We start from the raw sequence: 18431 nt of genomic DNA on the forward strand, positions 1-18431 counted from the left end.
AAACGAATAAAACTTTTTTTCAAATACACCATGATAGCGCATTCATTTCCACTCAATACGGGTGAAACTGTAGTAAAAAGGCTGCCCACCTCGGGACAGCCTTCCTACTCTGTTACAACATCATTGGTTTTTACTTTTCGACGCTTTTATACCATTCGTTTACTTCATTTGTAATTTGTTCGCCACCCGCTGTTTTCCACGTCTGCACAAAGGTATCAAAAGCAGAGATCGGCTGCTTGCCATAAATAATTTCATTGAAGGTCTGACTTTCAATTTTATCCAGATAGTCCTTTTTAGCCTTCATGGTTGGCGTAGTTGGACCTGTGAACTGATCTTTCATGGAGATATCCTTCTGTTCCATAAGCACTTTGGCAGCTGCAGGAGTACCTTTCCCGTAGTTCACCATTACATCTTTCTCCAGACGGGTCTTCGGTTCTGCGCCGTTAGCCAAACTTAGCAAAGCCTTCATTTGGGCATCAGGTATACGCGCACCATCACGAACCAGCAAATAACGAATAGAGTTTACATAACCGCCTGGTATTTTATCGATAGACATTAGCTTTCCGTCCGCATCCAAATCATAATCGTAGCCCTTAAACAGCCCACTCGACAAATCGCTATCCGGTTTGGCATTAGCATAATGGTCAAACAAATAGTTTTGATAAGTGAAAAAAGCTTCAGGATGCTGCATTTGTTTGTTGATTAGTACAACACCATTGGTGTATTGCGTACCGTGACGCATGGCTTTGTTGTCAGGACCTGCTGGAATCTTAATCGGCTTCCATATGGCACCCGGCGCATTTTTGACTGTATCCTGAAGCGGCCAGCCGCTCATCCAATATGGTCCAGGAATCATACCGGCTGTTCCTGCGACTGTAGGTTCTGCCGTTTTATTTTCATCCCACAATGCTGCTTCCTGAGGAATATATCCCTTTTTGAGCCACTCGCTCAGCTTTTGCAAACCCGGCTTCATGCCAGGCTGCACGGAGCCATATTCCAAACTGCCATTTGTATCTTTGTTCCACTGCTGAGGTAGTGTGCCATATGCCCCGAAAATCCAGGACGGGTCACCCATCCAAGTGTTCATGGATGTTTTAAAACCGATACTGAGCGGAACCACTTTGTTCGGAGCCAGTCCGTCCGGATTTTTATTTTTAAAGGCATCCATCACTTTTTCCAGATCATCCATCGTCTCAGGAGCCTTCATACCCAGCTTATCCAACCAATCTTGTCGTACCCACAATACATAATCATGGTTATAGGCGAAATCAAGCACAGGAATACCCATTTTCTTACCATCTCGGCTATACTGATTCCATACATTCGTATCCTGATTCATCGCCTGCTTCCATGAATCCGAAGCGTACTTGTCAAACAACGGACCAGCCTCTGCAAACATACCGGAATCGATCATGTCCTGTGCCAGTTGCTCATTTTCCGTCCCCAGTACAACGACGTCCGGCATCTCCTGACCGGAGGACATAGCCAAACGCAGCTTCGTAGCAAATGCGCCATTCGTATCCGTGACGGACCAGAGTGATTTGATATTAATACCGAATTTCTCTTTAGCCCATTTGGTCGCAATGTTATTTTCGATAGATTCACCATTTTTAAATTTTAAGGCGGGATCTACACCCCATACCGTGGAAATTGTGACTTCTGGATTGTATTTTTCTTTGTATACGTTTTCAGTTTTAGCTGTGCCGTCCGCATTCCCATCATTTCCCGCACCTGAGCAGCCCACAAGGCCAACTCCTAATACCATAGTTGCGGCGAGCAACGACAACAGCTTTTTCTTCGAATGAACTCGCATATTGTTCCCCCTCTAGAAATCATTTTCTACTCTTTTATTATAGAAGGGCTTTTCTTCACAGCCTATGTCACAAAATAAATATTTCTGCACCTTTCCCAACTGATCTTTACTGATTTCGTCTTTACTGGTCCCATCTCTACTGATCTCGAAATTCGTGCGGAGTCATTCCGTAATGCTTTTTGAACATTTTACTGAAATATTGGGGATTCTGGTAGCCTAGTTCCGTCGTAATTTCGTATATTTTTTTGTTGGAATATTTGAGCAAATAAAGAGCCCGCTCCATTCTCATTCGGATAATATAGTCACCCAGACCTTCTCCGGTTTCAGCTTTATAAATTTTAGACAGATAGACTGGATGAAGATAAACCTGATCAGCAATCGTCTTAACAGACAGCTCCTGGCCTTTATCCTGGGAGATGAGCTCCTGAACCTGCTTGACCACATAACTTTTAGCGCTTTGTTCGCTTGCGGACCATTCAGATTTAAGTTTGTTCATCATGGAAAATATCCACTCTTTGAGGTGGGGGAACGAATGAACCATTTTCTGCGCATGTAACGGATCGAAGCCTACTTGATCCATCTGTGTAATGAAACGTCCTTGTTTGTGCGCTGTATACATAAAGGCGCTCGTCACCGAAATAAACAGCTCATATAAATGCTCGCGTGTATATCCCACCTCTTCCATTTTTCCAAATACACGGCTCACTTTCGCTTCAGCCTCGTCCCATTGCCTGGATTCGAGCAGATGAGTAAGCGTAGGGTGCATATAAAGCCCCTCTAGTGACTTAACTGAACTGTGTGGCTGTTCTGTCTGTTCTTCTATGAATAGCAGTGCATCCGTTCCCTCCTGATGATTCCAGTATAAAGATCTAATCGCTGTCTGATATAGCTTAGGCAGTTCCTCTGGAAACTTAAACCATCCGGTTAATGCAACGTAAATTTCCCCTTTCAAGTAATTGCTTACATTTTTTCGAAAGGCCTCAATCGCCGCACTCAAAAAACGATTCTGCTCATCCACACTCCGCTCAGGAAATGAATTCCAATTTCCTTCTATTAATACAATTAAGCAGTCATGCGGCGCTTTGCAATGCCAAACTTGAAAATCAGGTGCGAACACTTCTTCCGCAATATTTCCAATCGCATACTCAATTAAGGAGACTGAATGATAGTCCATATCAGAAAAATGCTTCCCTAGCTGAATAAGTAGCATACTGGCAGGATGTCCCGTGCGTAGCTTGATTTCGTACTCAGACATTTTGCTCTCTATTTTTGGTACAGACAAATCACGCCCGAGTAGCAGATCGTGCATCAAATGGGTCCGCAGCACACCAAAATCGTTCCTGCGGCTATATTGTAATTGGTGAACCTTATCAAATGCTTCCCATTCTTCCTTTAGCGAATCCATGGCGGCTGACACACATTTGATAAACTCTTCATCATCCACCGGTTTTAAAATATAATCAAAAGCCTTAAGCTGGAGCGCTTTTTTCGCATATTCAAAATCAGCATATCCTGTCAGTAACAAACATCTAATGTGCGGCCATCGCTCGTTTACTTCAACAATCAATTCCAGTCCTGTCATGCCGGGCATCCGAATATCGGTAACAAGAATTTCAATATCGTACGCTTCCAGCACATCCACTGCTGCTAATGCGGAAGCCGCTTGATGAACCCTCTCGATGCCTAGCGTCTCCCACGGAATGGTAGCTGCCAGACTTTCTGTTACATAACTCTCATCATCTACTAGTAATATCTGAACCATCTGGTCCCTCCGTTTTAACTATATTCGAATTTGGCGAAGGCTCTATTAAACCATTCGCATGCTCTTCTTCTGTTGAGATCGACCATTTTAAAACTGCACGCAATCCTCCCAATGGAGACAAAGAGAATTCCAGTCCGGCATCTTCCCCAAAATGTAATCGCATGCGGTGATGCACATTCCACAAACCGTATCCATGATCCTCTTCCACAGGCTTGTCAAGCGTTGATGTCAGGGCAGCTATAGCCTCTCTACTCAAACCGAGTCCGTTATCATCCACAATCAGGTACATATACGAGCCAACACGCTCAGTCAAAATATGAATTAGACCCTCCTCCGCTTGAGGCTCTATTCCGTGCAGCACCGCATTTTCCACCAGTGGCTGCACTATAAGTGGCGGAATCGGCAGACTGCTGGCCTGCAAAGAAACATGAACTAAGAACGTTAGCCTTGGCATACGCATCTGCTGTATCCTCAGATAATATTGAACAAACTCGACTTCTTCTGACAATGGAACCAAATCCCGCTCCTGTCTTGTCGTATACCGATAATACCTGGATAAATTATGAGCCATAGCCACGACCGCCTCATGATTGCGCAGCTTCGCCATACTTGTGATAAACGAAAAACAATTATAAAAAAAATGTGGATTGATTTGTGACTGGAGCTGCTTTAGTCGCGCTTCCTTGACATGTAGCTGCTCAACATACACCTTCTCAAACAGCTCCTGAATCTGTTCGACCATCTGATTGAATTGACTAGACAGGAAAGCAAACTCGTGACTCCCCCTTAGACTTAATCGAACAGCATAGTCTCCGTCCTTTAGTCTCCTAAATGCCCGCACAAGCTGAAGAATCGGCACTTGTACCTGTGAATGAAGCAAGTAAGCGCCAATCAGGCCTACCAGCAGCGAGCCAACAACCGTTATATAAAACAGTCGATTCGATGAGTAAATCGGAGACATCATATCAGACAAAGGCATGTAATCAATCAAATACCAACCCGTCGTTTGCGAAAGAACGGCATGAACCAGGTAGCTTTCTTCTCCAATCTTCACGGTCAGATTGTCAACTTCATGGAGTCCCATTTTTTCCAATTTAAAAATCAGCTGTCCAGACAGCTCTTCATTGGCAGTACGATTATAGATAACTCCTACGCCTTTTTTATAATAAAAAGGCTCCTTGCGTCCATCACCTTTGAAGCGGTCAAGCATATCCTGAATATTACTGCTGTCAAATTCAACCTTAATAATCGTGTTAGCGGTTTCTGGATTACCAAGTGAAGAAAACGGGGATAATGTATACAATGAAAATATAAATTGGTCTTTCCCATATGATCTTTTTTTGGATACCTGCCAGCCGTCTTTTATCAGCTGATTTAGTTTTTTCTGCTCATATAAACCTGCTCCATCCTCCGATACAACCCGTCCAAGCGAAGGAGAATAGATACTCAGTCCGGTTCTCCAATTAGAAGAGCTTTCCTGAAGCCCAAGCTTGGTTTGAATCCGTTTGACAAGGTTAATTCCATCCAGATTGAGAACTTTGTCCTTCAAAAAAATCGCTTGAAAACTGGCTACATCAGGATCATGAATCAGCAGATGCGGCCAGGAGGAAATCATTTCAATATTCGTATTCACCTGGTTTTGAAAAAAAGTCAGCTGATTATAATTAGATTGATTCAGCTCCTCACGTAATACACCTGTCGTTGTCTGATTAGAATAGACATACAGGATCAGCAGAGGTATAAGCAATACGATAACGATGGAGACGATTTTAGTATAAAAATTAAATTTAAACATGAGTTCTACACATCCTCTGCACAAGAAACAGGCATACTTAATTGGTATGCCTGAGCCCTGACCTTTGTTGCCGTCAGTACATACACTACATTATCAATGGTTGGCGGTGATAATATGTTTGATGCTAAGCAAATGGAATGGTTTAACCAACTATCCGCTGAAGACTTGGCCATTTTAGGTGCCGGCTTCAATACACTAGGTGATTTTTTTGATTTTCTGGCGTTGGTTAAGGCCAAACAGGAAACAGCGAAAGGAAATAAAAAGTAAATATACTAAACGGCAACTATTTCACAACAAATTTCACACGAGTTCCATCCTCATACTCATCCAATTGATGACTAACCCATGATCCTGCCCCACGATTATCCTTAGGGGCTATGTATTTGACATTTGCACCTTTGCCACCTTCTGAACACATAGCCATCGGCCATTCATCACGATCGTATCCCTTACGAGTGGGAACACCTGTAAGCGAATGCTTGCGATTTTGCTCGGCTCCTTCACGGTCAATTGTGCATACTGGTGATTTTCCCGCCTGAATGGCTTCCTTAATATGCTGCGCCGTTTCAGGGTAACGACCTGACGGGAATTGCAGCGTTACCTGAGCCGCCGAGGAAGGCGGGTTCTCTCCTGTCATTTTCGTAAGAAGATTGCCTCCTTCAAACCAGTACGCGCCCGCAGCTAGCAGCACTAAAACTATAAAACTTAGCAACTTTTTCTTCAATTTTCTCTCTTCCCTTCAAGCTATTCCAATAGATGCCTTCAACTAAGGTAATCCCCGGATTTTATTTTTTGTAACCCCTTACTAACTATAAAAAAAGGTTGAATATTGGACGACAAATAGTATAGAGAGGAGGTTGCACGAATGAACGATGAGATCAAACTGGCCGTGAGCCAAATGCAAGCCGTTGTAGTCCGGTTACTGAATGGAAGTACCGTAATTGGCTGGCCTAAGCTCCTATCTGACCAAGAAACTCAGCAATTCAAGCTCTATGATGACGAACACGTATATACGATTTCTGTTAATGACGTGGATACAGTCGCAAGAGTTATTGTATAAGATACAGGAAGCGACTTAATGAGACATCCAGCGGACAAGCCCAAACAAGGCACACCACAGAAGAAGACTAATCAGAATCCCCCAAAATAAACCTTTAAAAAGCTTCATACCATACTGACAACCTTTCCGACTGGGCTTTTCCCCATTATAACATGTCAGAAAGACAGCTGTCGCAGCTTGCTCTTGCATCATCTTCGTATCATATATTTTAAATTTTAAAATCACAATACAAAGGAAAATAATGAAATTTCCGAAAATTATGCCTGATCACCATTGAAAATGCAATCATGACATAATAAAAGTCACATTTTAATCAAAATTTAATGAAAGTTTTCCGAAAATGATGTATAATTATTGACATAACAAAACGCACGAGGTGATCATCATGGCATTATTAAACAGAGTTCATGAATTAAAATTGCAACTGCCTAACGAGCATCATAGCATTTCCCAATACGTGGAGCATGCATTGCATTCGATTGACAGTTTTGTGGAGCAACATCGTCAATTTATAGCCGCTCAGGCTCTATATGGTGAAAAGATCAATGGTACGGAAGAAAGACTGTTCCGAGACACAATTTCTGAGATTAAAGCCCAACTGGTAGCTACTTTGGAAAAGACAGTTGAAGACTTCGCACACAAAGGCGATAAGCATTGGAAAAATCATTATCAGGACGGCGTAGAATAAGCTGAAAATAACCCCCTGTCTTTGGACCGGGGGTTATTTTGTATAAGTGGATGTGGCAATGTACGTAGCTATTTTAACACTTTGGCAGATGTCGTTACCTTCTTACCGCCATAGACTACTTTAATACTGGAGCTTCCGCTTTCCAAGGCCTTCACCTGACCAGCTGTAACCTGTACGATCGACGGTTTGGAGGATGTCCATACCGCTGAGCTTGTCACATTGGTAGTAGCACCTGAATCATAAACTGCATTCACACTAAGCACTTGAGAGGAGCCTTTAGGCAGCTTCAGGTTTTTATTGCTCAATACCAGTTTGAGCAGCTTAGGTGTGACCTTGATCTCGATGTTAAACGACTTATCCTGATATGTGCCCGTAATCGTTGCGTTTCCAATTCCAACGGCTTTAATGGAAGAGCCTTTTACGATCGCTACGGAAGCATTCGATGTTGTCCATTTCACTTTACTGCTCAGGGTAACTTTTTTACCATCCGTATATATGCCGATGACTTTGATGGACTTACTTCCTTTCAAATTCATTTCGGCATTCGAAAAGCTTGGTGTCAATGTAGAAATGGCTCCTTCCACAATGACAGGTACTTTCACATATTTATTCATATACATAGCCTTGATTCCAGAGTTACCGCCATTCACCGCTTTTACTTTACCATTTGCTACTGTAACTGCGGCTGTTGTACCTACCCAGCTTACCTGATTGGTAATATCCAGTATTCCACCACCAGCCATGTGGGCTTTTACTGACGGAATACTTGCTTCTTGGCCTGCAACCAGTACATATTTTTTCTCAGAAGCCGTCAGCTTGAGCACTTTATATTGCACAGTCACTGGAATATCCAGTTTGAGCGCACCTACCGTTGCTGTCAATGTTGCACTGCCTGGGTTCACTGCAACCAGCTTACCATTTGCTATTTTAACTGCACTTTCACTGCTTAAGCTCCATTTTACATCGGATTGAACTGCTTTTTTTGCTCCATTGACCAAATAAGCAGATATACTCGGAAGAGAAGTTTTGCCTCCTGTTTCGAGAGTCAGACTGGCTTTGCTTGAAACCAGTTTTTCAACCGTCGGAAGTACATTAATCTTCAGAGTCTTGCTCAAACCATGATAGGACGCTGTAATCGTCGAATTGCCTGCATCCATCGGTGTGATTTTACCTTGCTCGACTGTGGCAACCAGCGGATTGGAGGAAGTCCATTCTGCCGTGTTGGTCACATCTGTTTTGCTGCCAGTCAGGTTGACATCAGTTGCACTAACCTGAATGGGGGAGCTACCTAAAAAGACCGATTTGGACCCAGTTGCACTCAATACCAATGCCTGGGAAGAAGAGCGCACATACACAATCGTTTGTGCTTTGAGTTCATCTTTGCTTGCTTTAATGTAAGTCACGCCTTTGGCAAGTGGACGAATAAGACCATCTTTAACGGTAGCAACAGCCGCATTCGAAGAAGTCCATTCGACACCGGATACATTTTCCGTCCCACCTCCAGTAAGAACACCTTGAGCAGTCAATTGCTTCGATTCTCCGCCAATCGTCAGATTCAGTGGACCCGTCGGATTTAATTGCAGCTTGCTGTAAGGCGATTTTACTGTAATCGTTGTACTTACCGTTTGCTGCTCATATGTAGCAACAATCTTAATCTGCCCTTTTGACACAGGAGTAATGAGTCCCTTATCTACCTTTAAAATACTTGAATCCCCAGAGATCCATTCTGCCTTTTGTGTAACATCTTCCTTGCCCTTTTCTGTCAATGACCACACTTTTAATTGAGCGGGGCTTCCACCCAGATTCAATGTAGTCGGATTTTGACTATCCCACTCTACCGTGGAGGTCTTGCTCTCCTCAGCCCGGATCAAACCTGCTGGCCATGCTGCAAATACAAACATCAGCAACGCAAGTAAGAAGGTACTCCGTTTGCTCATACGTTTCATACGTTTCATACGTTCCATTCGTTTCGCTCCCTTTGTTTCATTCTATAAAACAGGGTATTATTAACAATCCCATTATCTTTTATCGGTAAGCAGTTAACTAAATTGAACCCTTCATCAAAAAAAGGTGAATTATTACAGTTAAAGTTCTCCACGCAGTGACCTTACCACAAACAAATGCTCTTCCTTAGATAAGGTTTGTCCATCTTCAAGAATTACATCGTGTGCCGAGTGACTAACCAGCTTTACATTATAAGCAATCAGCTGATCCTCTCTCCAAATCGTCACCGCCGACTGAAAATGAATGGCATTATCAAACTGTAACGGAACGCTCATTACATAACCAGTAGCGTTCAGCTTCGCCGGATGGCGGCTTCTACGCTCACGCCCCGGAGGAAACATGGTAATATGCGTAATATTTTCAAAAGGAATAGCCAGCATTTTCGGGCCTAAAATAACACACTTTCGTATCTCATCCCATTTTTCAAGCGTGCCGCGCACCTTCTGGGTATGACCATTGTTGCCGTGATATAAAATGACCTGACGTCCCTTCCATTGACGCATGTCCTCACCTCCAGTGCTAGCGGCTATGAATCTCCCACCGAATCGGTTCCATTCCATGCTCCTGCAAAAATGCATTGGTACGCGAAAAAGGTTTGCTGCCAAAAAAACCTCTGTGAGCCGCCAATGGACTCGGATGAACGGATTTCAGCACCAAATGCTTGCTGGTATTCACGAAGCTTGCTTTTTTCTGAGCATGGCTCCCCCACAAAATAAACACTGCTGGCTGCTCGCGCTCATTAATCGCTTCAATGACAGCATCCGTGAAACGTTCCCAACCTATTCCCTGGTGAGATTGCGGTTGTCCTTCACGAACGGTTAACACGTTGTTCAGCAGCAGCACACCTTGCTCAGCCCAAGGAACGAGGTATCCCTGATTCGGAATGGGAGTACCGATATCATCGCGAAGCTCCTTGTATATATTTAATAGAGACGGTGGCGTTCGCACACCAGGTCTAACAGAAAAGCTTAAACCGTGAGCTTGTCCCTCTCCATGATATGGATCCTGTCCCAATATAACCGCTTTGGTCAGATGAAATGGCGTTAATTTGAGTGCGGAAAACAAGTCTTCTTTTGGAGGATATACCTTATGTAACTTGTACTCTCGGGCTAACGTATACCTTAAATCATTAAAGTATGGCTTTTCGACCTCTTCTCGTAGTACATCATCCCAGTCATTCCCAAACATACTCCTGTCTCCTCTCAATATGTAAATCAGTGAAAACGGTAAACTTTTTGATCCAAAAAAATAAGCTGAACTCCTCATCCGGAGCCAGCTTATTTATTCGTTACCTGTGTTATATGCCGAAGGACCAGGAAAATATCCTTACGGTAATCAGCTACCGCAGGTCTAAATTCGATTTCCTTATTATAACATTAACGATAATGATGTCAAGTAACTGAAAGCTTAATTCCCTCTGAAGAAAAGCTCTTTATTGCTGTATTTATTACGAGTTTGTATGAGTATTCAAGTATTCCAATGCATTATATAACATAACAGCAGCTTCGGCACGTGTAATCTCGCTTTTTGGATAAAACTTTTCATTTGCATCCAAGGTATTGACCTTGTAGACTAGCGAGCGTTGAATGCTACCTTGGTAAGAAGGCTCCAGTTCGCTGTCATCCGCAATATTCGCAGGTGCGATTTTAATCATCGGAAGAGCGCCTGCTTTTTCCATGCCCTGAATCAGCATATGGGTGAACTGTTCCTTAGTCAGAGCTTTGGCAGGATCAATATCCTTTGGAATAACCACACCATTATAGTGCGCGTTGATAAAAGCTTCGGCGTACCATGCATTATCCTTCACATGGGTAAACAGTCTACTGACCTGTGGCTCCTTGTTCAAATCAATGGCGGCCAAACTGAGCTGGAGTCCGCCGGAGATCAACTGAATGCCTTGGGCAACGGTCACTTTAGATGACGGGAGAAACTTCGTATCAGAGATACCTTTGAGTAGACCCTGATCTTTAAGGGATATAATTTTTTCTTTACCGCTTACGTTATTCAAATCCTTAAATTGGCGGTCTGCCGCAGACATTTGACCTCCAACGGAAAAGGACAAAATGGCTACAGTTGTAATGGCTGCAAATGCACCTTTTCTCATACTCATGTTAAATTCCACCTTGTAATTGAATTAGGCCGCTTGGCCATTAACAACTTCATTGACGTAGTATAAGCTGGAAAGGTTGCAGGCAGACGCTGTTGCTTCTTATGCTACATGTCTTCCTTAATATAATACCTTCTCCAGACTGCGTGCCAACTCATCATCGGGAAGGGGCTTGCGATGCGTATTCTCTAGGTAGATATATTTCTCTGTTTCTGGCATTAAATATTGTTTGGACCATAGGAACATATCCGGACTGTCTCCCTGAAGACGAAGAAATCTCCGCACAGTGTCCGCATGAGAAATAGTGTTATCCAGATTGGTTAACCAATCTGCCCGGTAGAAATGCTCCCATCTTCCAGTTCCTGCGAGCGATAAAGCTTCTTTACCCATTCGGTAGCTCCAAACGGCATGAGAAGCTTGTATAAATGCTCGTGGATAATCTTTTTCAAGGAACAGCCCATAAGCGCTACATAAGCTTGCCAGTCCACGTGAGCCACTTAGATGCAGTTCAATCTGCACAAATAGTTGATTATACAGCCTTCGACATTCATCTTCAGGTAACTGCTTCATTATTCGTAGACACCGCTCTCGCAGTTTAACCCAGTCCGGGATTGCCGACTCGGCTTTTTCCTTGAACCAGTGAACCTGTTCAGGAAAAGGCCTTTCTCCAGTAGCCCAGTACAGTCGTTCATCACTGCCCTCTTTGCCTTGAAGCCAATACCCCATAATTTGCCGAGCTGGATGGTGATAGAATTCCTCCCCTGCTCGATCATCCTTATGCGGGCCATAAACGATAGTACAATGGGAATAATCCCGGTATAATTGGGAAATCTCTTGAAGCTGACTACTGTACAGCCGCCCGATGAAATCAGAAAGCTGCTCTTCGGCATCTACGTTACTATTCGTCCATAAATTTGATACTAAATCCAGCGTATATACATGCGGCAAAATATTACCTGAATTGACCAGCAGGTACTCGTCCGCCCCTGAAGTAAACGCTGCTGTTAATTCCTCTACAATCAAGCTGGCTGAGGAGGGAAATTGGGTAAGATGGTTCGACGCTTGCAAGTCGTGGAAGGTCACATGGTAATATACTCCATTTTCGCCCCCATCCTGCGCCTCAGGCAATGCTGGTACACGATAATTAAGATTCCCATGGCGCCGAGATACCATTTTACCGTAACCATTGTCCGCCCATACTTTAATCACCCCTTCGGGTACTTCCATATGCCCCTGCTTGTATAACTCGGCAATCTCACCATACATCGCCATACAGCACACAGGATGCTCCACAAATTCACAGATCATATTGTACTGCTTGCGAACCACATACGAGATTAATTGTCCGCGTTTGTCCGGCGTATTAAAGGAAGGATCATCTTCCCAAAAAGGCTTGTCACCCTGCCCGCGAAAAGATAATACCCATACAATCTTTTCTTCCTTTTGCCGTTCAATCGCTTCCTGCCACAGCTGTTCAAACAACTCGGGATGCTCTCTGTAGCTAGCTTGTTTACCCGGAAAGGCGCGCAAAAACATCTCCGCCCCCAACGGTTCAGCATGATGATGTGTGATCCATAAACCCATGTCTGCTGCAAGCTTATGATGGATACCTGTGCGTGGTAAATCGGTTCCGGGAATCACCATATTTCCACCACAGCGCAGTAACGCTTCAAAAACGGGCTGCCACACCTGCTCCGTCGGTGGATAATCATCTTTCCAGCCAATCAAGCATACCTCATCATTGACAAACCATCCCCGATATCGGACCTTGGACGGTATACTGTCAACATTCTGGCTCGGTATTATTATGGTATCCCGCTTAGGCGGGAGGAGCTCCGCCCAGAACCAGAACGGCTCTACACCCAGAGCGAAACGGCTGTAATGAAGCAGTCCATAAATAATTCCTAATTCATCACGGCCAATAATATGGAGTACCGTTCCCTTGCTACCAGCAACAAAACGCAGACAATAGCCCTCTGGCCAATGCGGACAGCTATCTCCTTCCTGCGCATAACGGATAATGATCGAGGGCTCTACTTCTGTTTGCAATGGCTCGTTGCCAAACACTTGCTTATGATCTCGCGCAATCATGTTCCAAGCGTGGGCAATGGGCACACTTTCATCAGTTTGAAGATTGTATCCGCTTTCAGATGAAATAGTCAGAGGTTCACAGGCTTTCATTTATTGTCATCTCCTATTTTTTTCAACTATGAGGATTCTTCTTGTCTTTATTTTATAGGTTGTCAACATACATATAAAGCTGTACCAACGTAAATATAGCTTTTTTCCGGTAAATCATTTGAGAGTTGAAGCTTCATTTGAGAAAGAAAAAAGTAAGGAACAGGAGAGAAATAAGAAAGACTTAACTGCTACACTAAAAATGTTCCAAAAAACAGACTGCTCTTAAAGATTCAAGCGCAGCAAAAAGGAGACTTGATATGAAATTGAAAAAACGATTTGCCTCTTTGTTCCTGTTGGCATTGATGGCATTTATCCCGGTCCAGGCATATGCTTCTGGGGCCGTTCCAACCACTCCCTCTGGAATCCCGATTTCCGAAATCGAAAACAGAACAGATCAAATTATGAAAAAATATATAGGAACAGCGATTCCTGGTGCTGCGGTTTCCATAGTAAAGGACGGAAAAATTGTTTTTTCAAAAGGTTACGGATACGCAAACATCGAGAAACAAACACCCATGAGTACGGAAACAACCTATATGGAGGCCGGTTCCGTATCGAAATTGTTCACCTGGACGGCAGTAATGCAACTGGTTGAGCAAGGAAAGCTGGATTTGAATACGGACATCCGCACATACTTGCCTGACGGCTTTCTCAAGCCTTCTTTTGATAAGCCTATTACCCTAAAATCACTGATGAGCCACACGGCAGGTTTTGAGGAGCGCCTGGAAAAACTTTTGGTTCATGATCCTGCTGATCTTAGGCCTCTCAAGGAGCATGTCGCACCCGGAAACCAGCCTCAACAGATTTATGAGCCTGGAACAGTGATTGCTTATTCCAACTATGGGACCAACCTGGCCGGTTATATTATAGAACGTGTATCCGGAATGCCTTTTGAAACCTATATTCAGAAACATATATTTGAGCCTCTAGACATGAAACATTCTTACTTTACACAACGGTATGATCTTATTCCAGAGGTTATCGAACATAAAGCAACAGGCTACTCCAAAAAGGATGGAAACTGGGTTGCAAAGCCGAATGTTTTCTTTAATGATGTGCCGGCTGGTGCGTTAAACATTACTTCGGAGGACATGGCTCATTTTATGCTTGCTCATCTGAACATGGACCATTCCTTAAAATATTCGCTGTTCAACAAGAATGAAACCCTGCGAGAAATGCATGAGGCTTCGTATACCCACTATCCCGAGCTTCCGGGGAATGCCCATGGCTTTTGGGAACGGTTCGCGGGAGATTATCGTGTTATCGAGCACGGTGGAAATACAGATTCATTCTCCTCTCTGGTCTCTATCGTGCCGGATCAAAACTTTGGGATCAGTATTCTGACTAATGTGGAAAATGAAATGTCCGGGGCAAGAAGCGAACTCATTGACCTGTTTGTCGGGGGCTCCCACGCTACTCCGCAAGCGGACAGCACGTTGAAGCATAGCGCGGATGTGGAGGGAAAATACCGTTCTGCTCGCGCAGTATCATCTGGTATATTGAAGCTTATACCCGTATTATCCAATGCGGAAGAAGTGGTCACAGCCAACGGCAATGGCGGAATCACTCTGAGTATTCCATCCATGAATATTCATGTTGATTATGTAGAAACCAAACCCTATTTTTTTGAACGCGTGACTCCCGGGAGCACTCCTTATGATCACGCGGGCCTAAACATCAGCCGTCTTTTTTTCTTAACCAATGCCGATGGTAAAGTGACGCAGTTGTCATATGGAGTGATCGATGACCAATTGCCGATATCCTTCCTGCAAACATCCATCTTCAGTTATATTCTGGTCGGGGGATGCGGTATTTGGTTTGCGCTTGGGTCTATTTTCGGTATTATGGGATGGCTGCGGAAGCTCAAGGACGCAAGAAAGCAGAAGAGTGCTTCGCGGCTTCCCTTGCCTGACAGCGTAACCGTAATCCCCTTGCTGGGTCTGCTTGTGATCGTCAATCTCATTGCTTCAAGCATCCAATTGATAGGCGACCCCTATCAGCCTATGTCCAATTTCAATTTCAATATTATCCTTTTCTGGGTACTTGGGCTTGCCTTTGTACCGGCTGCCTATCTTGCTGTAAGAAAATGTAACGTTTCGGAGGCTACATTGTTAAGAAAGGTATACACCGCGACGCTGATTCTTTCGTTTTTAGCTATTTCGTTTTTCTTGTATTCCTATAATTTCTATTTTTTCGCATAGATCTACTTAATTTTATCCTTTTTATAGCATAGATAGCCTCCACGATATATTTCGAGTCGAAACATAGAAAAGGCCGTCAATAGACGGTCTTTTTTGTATTCTCTTCTCTATGAACACTCTTATTCATATTTCATAAACTACTAGTGTAGCAAATATGTCTACAGAAAGAGGGTTAATTCAAATGAAACCAAAGAAAAGTGGAAAAGGCGCAGCCCCTGTCCGTAGGACGAAGAATAGACCCACTACACAGCCTCTGGACTTGAAGAAAAAAAGAATTTCTCCTACCCAAGCAGTTGTTAGAAACGGTGGATTTGAAAATCAGGATTTAGCACCATGGATTGCAAACGTCAACAACATGACAGGCCAAATTTTTATTACCAATACTAATCCGCACAGCGGTAATCAAGCGGTCAGAATCTCGGCTAACCCGGGGCACAGTGTCTCACTTAGACAAACGATCTCAGATCTGCGTAGACAAAGAAGATACCGTGTGACCTTCTGGGTACGCAATCTAATCAAGCCTTTCGGTGGCCGGCTTCAGGTTAGTCTGGGGGAGCAAACCTACACGATTCAGCTTACTTCGCTACCTTCATCCCAATACGAGAGAGTCTCCCGCACTTTCTCAATCTCAGGAAATTCGGGAACTGTTTCCAGAGATTTAGTGTTCCGTGTTACAGCAGAGGATACCTTTGCCACAATACTTTTAGATGATGTATCGATATCCTTATTAAGAACATAAATTACTTGGTATTGTAGGCATTTAGTCGTAAGCTCTCGCAAGAGCGACTTGATGGCACGAATTGATACACCGTAAGCTTGCCAAAACAAAAACGCCTCCCCGTATGTTAACGGTGAGGCAGAAGGATAATTCCTTACTGCTCTTTTTGCCTTCTACTAAATACAAATTCGTTATCCGCCGACCACTAGGTTAGCGGGTAGTATCTTTTATCGTATGTGTTGTCCTACCTCGTGCCACTATCGTTTATCGTACACTGTAATCTAATTTTCAACACATTCTAGGAAAAGCGAGTTTATTATAAACCGTGATAATTATTCCGAAATTAAAAAAGGATACACAGTATACATTCTTAATGACTCTCTGGTTCTGAATAAGCTTGGACTACTTTTTTATGAGTAGTACCTTAGGTTTAAACTGTTCCATCCGTTCCCGCTCCTCACTATGAATTAACAGAACATGGTTATGAAGAAAAATTCGTGATAATATCTATGTCATAGTAAGTAGCTATGAATTAATCGTTTGGAGGGATAATTTTGACTAAAATTCATCAAAAGTTGACTGAATTAATTGGAAATACTCCTTTGCTAGCACTGTTGAACTACAGCCAAATCCAAAATATTGAGGCAAACGTGGTAGCTAAGTTGGAATATTTCAATCCGGCTGGTAGCGTTAAGGACCGCATTGGATATGCTATGATTAAAGACGCTGAGGAGAAAGGCTTAATCAATAAAGACTCCGTTATTATCGAACCAACGAGTGGAAATACTGGAATCGGACTTGCATTTGCAGCTGCGGCTCTTGGATATAAACTTATAATTACACTTCCTGAAACGTTTAGTATCGAACGTCGCAAGCTTTTGACTGCGTTCGGTGCTGAGCTTGTGTTAACACCGGGATCCGAGGGGATGAAAGGCGCTATCAAGCGTGCTGAACTATTGGCTGCCGAAACACCAAACTCTTTCATACCACAGCAGTTTAGCAATCCTGCCAATCCAGAAATCCACCGCATAACTACAGCTGTAGAAATCTGGCATGATACGGATGGCGGTGTAGATATTTTTATTGCGGGCGTAGGTACAGGTGGAACTATTTCGGGCGTTGGCCAGGGATTGAAGGAACGAAAACCTTCTGTAAAAGTGATAGCCGTCGAACCGTTCGATTCACCAGTGCTGTCTGGCGGTACTCCAGGTTCACATCAACTACAAGGACTCGGTGCTGGTTTCATTCCAAATAACTTTAATGAAGAATATGTGGATGAGGTTTTCAAAGTTAAAAACGAAGATGCATTTGAAACTGCACGCCTGCTTGCCAAAACAGAAGGGCTGCTTGTTGGTATTTCTTCTGGGGCTGCGGTTTATGCAGCAACACAAATTGCAAAGCTTTCAGAAAACAAAGGCAAGACGATCGTGGTCATATTACCTGATACAGGTGAGCGTTATTTGTCCACTCCGCTTTTCTCAGACGTAGAATAATAACAAAAGAGGCAGGAATCCAGCTTCCTCTTTTGTTAATTTTCCAAGTACACAAGCATGAGCGCATAGAATTGTTTCATTAACCTGAATTGATTTCTTTCTTCGCTAGCGGTCCATTTTTTTGCACAACAAATGGACCGTTAGCGAAGAAAAAGTTACCTTGGCCCAGCCCGATGTTGTTGTAGCTCATCAGGCTTTTTCTGTAAAAGTGAGCTTCTCCGTAGTAGTTTTGTACCACTCTGTAAGCCTCTTTCTTTAACTTGATGCGGGTGTAACGCATCATCATCAGGAAGTCTTCGATTGCGATATGAGAATTCTGTTTTTTAATATATCTGTGACCCATTTTTGATTAGGTTTGTCCGCCTTGAAATCCTGTTTTAACAGATTTTTCGCCACACGACCTTTCGTAGAGGAAGCATAGTTGCAGCGATGTTTCTGGCGAATTTGTGAGCGGATTCCCAAGACCTGCATGAGCCGGAGTACCTTTTTATGGTTCATCCAGACTCCATGATCGTGCTGCAAAAATAGTTGAATTTGGCGATAGCCGTAGACCCCGTTATACTGCTCATACACTTTCTTCACAAGTGCTTTCGCGTCCCGATCTCGATC

The 18431-nt window shown here is 43.4% G+C and carries 17 protein-coding genes; 6 read left to right on the forward strand and 11 right to left on the reverse strand.

Features of this window, described 5'->3' with window-relative positions:
* Positions 1-130: 130 nt before the first annotated feature.
* The 3 genes from G9G53_RS22395 to G9G53_RS22405 all read right to left on the reverse strand — a co-directional run bounded on the left by G9G53_RS22395 (position 131) and on the right by G9G53_RS22405 (position 5370).
* Complete coding sequence (locus tag G9G53_RS22395; RefSeq protein WP_165150320.1) at positions 131-1813, reverse strand: extracellular solute-binding protein; 1683 nt, start codon at positions 1811-1813, stop codon at positions 131-133.
* A gap of 136 nt (positions 1814-1949) precedes the next feature.
* Positions 1950-3575, reverse strand: coding sequence for a response regulator transcription factor (locus tag G9G53_RS22400; RefSeq protein ID WP_165150322.1), 1626 nt, complete (start codon positions 3573-3575; stop codon positions 1950-1952).
* The gene (locus G9G53_RS22405; RefSeq protein ID WP_165150324.1) at positions 3550-5370 is read right to left on the reverse strand and encodes a sensor histidine kinase; all 1821 of its coding nucleotides are present in this window, start codon (positions 5368-5370) and stop codon (positions 3550-3552) included. Before G9G53_RS22405 ends, G9G53_RS22400 begins: the two co-directional genes overlap by 26 nt.
* Before the next feature lie 114 nt (positions 5371-5484).
* Between G9G53_RS22405 and G9G53_RS22410 the strand changes: the two genes are divergently transcribed.
* Positions 5485-5637, forward strand: coding sequence for a hypothetical protein (locus tag G9G53_RS22410; RefSeq protein ID WP_165150326.1), 153 nt, complete (start codon positions 5485-5487; stop codon positions 5635-5637).
* Positions 5638-5653: 16 nt separating this feature from the next.
* Here G9G53_RS22410 and G9G53_RS22415 read toward each other — a convergent pair whose 3' ends face one another.
* Entirely contained in the window at positions 5654-6094 is a 441-nt protein-coding gene (locus G9G53_RS22415; RefSeq protein WP_165150328.1) for a NucA/NucB deoxyribonuclease domain-containing protein, read from the reverse strand.
* A 141-nt stretch (positions 6095-6235) separates the two neighbouring features.
* On the opposite strand from G9G53_RS22415, the gene G9G53_RS22420 reads away from it, so the two are divergent.
* Both G9G53_RS22420 and G9G53_RS22425 read left to right on the forward strand, forming a co-directional pair.
* Positions 6236-6430 (forward strand): hypothetical protein, encoded by a 195-nt coding sequence (locus tag G9G53_RS22420; protein WP_029517686.1) that lies wholly within the window; start codon positions 6236-6238, stop codon positions 6428-6430.
* A 385-nt stretch (positions 6431-6815) separates the two neighbouring features.
* On the forward strand, positions 6816-7118 hold the full coding sequence (locus G9G53_RS22425; protein ID WP_013310964.1) for a hypothetical protein: 303 nt from the start codon (positions 6816-6818) through the stop codon (positions 7116-7118).
* Between the two features lie 68 nt (positions 7119-7186).
* Here G9G53_RS22425 and G9G53_RS22430 read toward each other — a convergent pair whose 3' ends face one another.
* The 5 genes from G9G53_RS22430 to G9G53_RS22450 form a co-directional block, all read right to left on the reverse strand.
* On the reverse strand, positions 7187-9073 hold the full coding sequence (locus G9G53_RS22430) for a tenascin (protein WP_165150352.1): 1887 nt from the start codon (positions 9071-9073) through the stop codon (positions 7187-7189).
* A gap of 129 nt (positions 9074-9202) precedes the next feature.
* A complete protein-coding gene (locus tag G9G53_RS22435; RefSeq protein ID WP_029517688.1) occupies positions 9203-9625 on the reverse strand; it encodes a hypothetical protein in 423 nt (140 codons plus the stop codon).
* Positions 9626-9641: 16 nt separating this feature from the next.
* On the reverse strand, positions 9642-10310 hold the full coding sequence (locus tag G9G53_RS22440; protein WP_029517689.1) for a uracil-DNA glycosylase: 669 nt from the start codon (positions 10308-10310) through the stop codon (positions 9642-9644).
* Positions 10311-10569: 259 nt separating this feature from the next.
* Entirely contained in the window at positions 10570-11232 is a 663-nt protein-coding gene (locus tag G9G53_RS22445; RefSeq protein ID WP_165150330.1) for an S-layer homology domain-containing protein, read from the reverse strand.
* A gap of 117 nt (positions 11233-11349) precedes the next feature.
* On the reverse strand, positions 11350-13410 hold the full coding sequence (locus G9G53_RS22450) for a glycosyl hydrolase 115 family protein (RefSeq protein ID WP_165150332.1): 2061 nt from the start codon (positions 13408-13410) through the stop codon (positions 11350-11352).
* 257 nt (positions 13411-13667) lie between these two features.
* Here G9G53_RS22450 and G9G53_RS22455 point away from each other — a divergent pair, with 257 nt between their 5' ends.
* From G9G53_RS22455 to cysK, 3 genes are all read left to right on the forward strand, one after another.
* Positions 13668-15611 carry a serine hydrolase domain-containing protein gene (locus G9G53_RS22455; protein WP_165150334.1) on the forward strand — a complete coding sequence of 648 codons (1944 nt, stop codon included), beginning with the start codon at positions 13668-13670 and terminating at the stop codon, positions 15609-15611.
* 181 nt (positions 15612-15792) lie between these two features.
* Positions 15793-16350 (forward strand): carbohydrate binding domain-containing protein, encoded by a 558-nt coding sequence (locus G9G53_RS22460; protein ID WP_165150336.1) that lies wholly within the window; start codon positions 15793-15795, stop codon positions 16348-16350.
* Positions 16351-16883: 533 nt separating this feature from the next.
* Positions 16884-17822, forward strand: a complete 939-nt coding sequence (cysK, locus tag G9G53_RS22465; protein WP_165150338.1) for a cysteine synthase A — start codon at positions 16884-16886, stop codon at positions 17820-17822.
* A gap of 79 nt (positions 17823-17901) precedes the next feature.
* On the opposite strand, the gene G9G53_RS22470 is transcribed toward cysK, so the two are convergent.
* On the reverse strand, positions 17902-18108 hold the full coding sequence (locus G9G53_RS22470) for a hypothetical protein (RefSeq protein ID WP_165150340.1): 207 nt from the start codon (positions 18106-18108) through the stop codon (positions 17902-17904).
* Positions 18108-18431: IS3 family transposase (locus G9G53_RS22475; protein WP_165150342.1), on the reverse strand; the 324-nt coding region annotated here is incomplete at its 5' end. The genes G9G53_RS22470 and G9G53_RS22475, both read right to left, overlap by 1 nt.

This window comes from Paenibacillus sp. EKM206P, assembly GCF_011066155.1.
Taxonomy (GTDB): Bacteria; Bacillota; Bacilli; order Paenibacillales; family Paenibacillaceae; genus Paenibacillus; species Paenibacillus polymyxa_D.

Excerpts from the sequence above, each read along its gene's own strand:
- G9G53_RS22395 (WP_165150320.1), bottom strand. The coding sequence starts at position 1,813 with ATGCGAGTTCATTCGAAGAAAAAGCTGTTGTCGTTGCTCGCCGCAACT.
- G9G53_RS22400 (WP_165150322.1), bottom strand. The coding sequence starts at position 3,575 with ATGGTTCAGATATTACTAGTAGATGATGAGAGTTATGTAACAGAAAGT.
- G9G53_RS22405 (WP_165150324.1), bottom strand. The coding sequence starts at position 5,370 with ATGTTTAAATTTAATTTTTATACTAAAATCGTCTCCATCGTTATCGTA.
- G9G53_RS22410 (WP_165150326.1), top strand. The coding sequence starts at position 5,485 with ATGTTTGATGCTAAGCAAATGGAATGGTTTAACCAACTATCCGCTGAA.
- G9G53_RS22420 (WP_029517686.1), top strand. The coding sequence starts at position 6,236 with ATGAACGATGAGATCAAACTGGCCGTGAGCCAAATGCAAGCCGTTGTA.
- G9G53_RS22425 (WP_013310964.1), top strand. The coding sequence starts at position 6,816 with ATGGCATTATTAAACAGAGTTCATGAATTAAAATTGCAACTGCCTAAC.
- G9G53_RS22430 (WP_165150352.1), bottom strand. The coding sequence starts at position 9,073 with ATGAAACGTATGAAACGTATGAGCAAACGGAGTACCTTCTTACTTGCG.
- G9G53_RS22435 (WP_029517688.1), bottom strand. The coding sequence starts at position 9,625 with ATGCGTCAATGGAAGGGACGTCAGGTCATTTTATATCACGGCAACAAT.
- G9G53_RS22440 (WP_029517689.1), bottom strand. The coding sequence starts at position 10,310 with ATGTTTGGGAATGACTGGGATGATGTACTACGAGAAGAGGTCGAAAAG.
- G9G53_RS22445 (WP_165150330.1), bottom strand. The coding sequence starts at position 11,232 with ATGAGTATGAGAAAAGGTGCATTTGCAGCCATTACAACTGTAGCCATT.
- G9G53_RS22450 (WP_165150332.1), bottom strand. The coding sequence starts at position 13,410 with ATGAAAGCCTGTGAACCTCTGACTATTTCATCTGAAAGCGGATACAAT.
- G9G53_RS22455 (WP_165150334.1), top strand. The coding sequence starts at position 13,668 with ATGAAATTGAAAAAACGATTTGCCTCTTTGTTCCTGTTGGCATTGATG.
- G9G53_RS22460 (WP_165150336.1), top strand. The coding sequence starts at position 15,793 with ATGAAACCAAAGAAAAGTGGAAAAGGCGCAGCCCCTGTCCGTAGGACG.
- G9G53_RS22470 (WP_165150340.1), bottom strand. The coding sequence starts at position 18,108 with ATGATGATGCGTTACACCCGCATCAAGTTAAAGAAAGAGGCTTACAGA.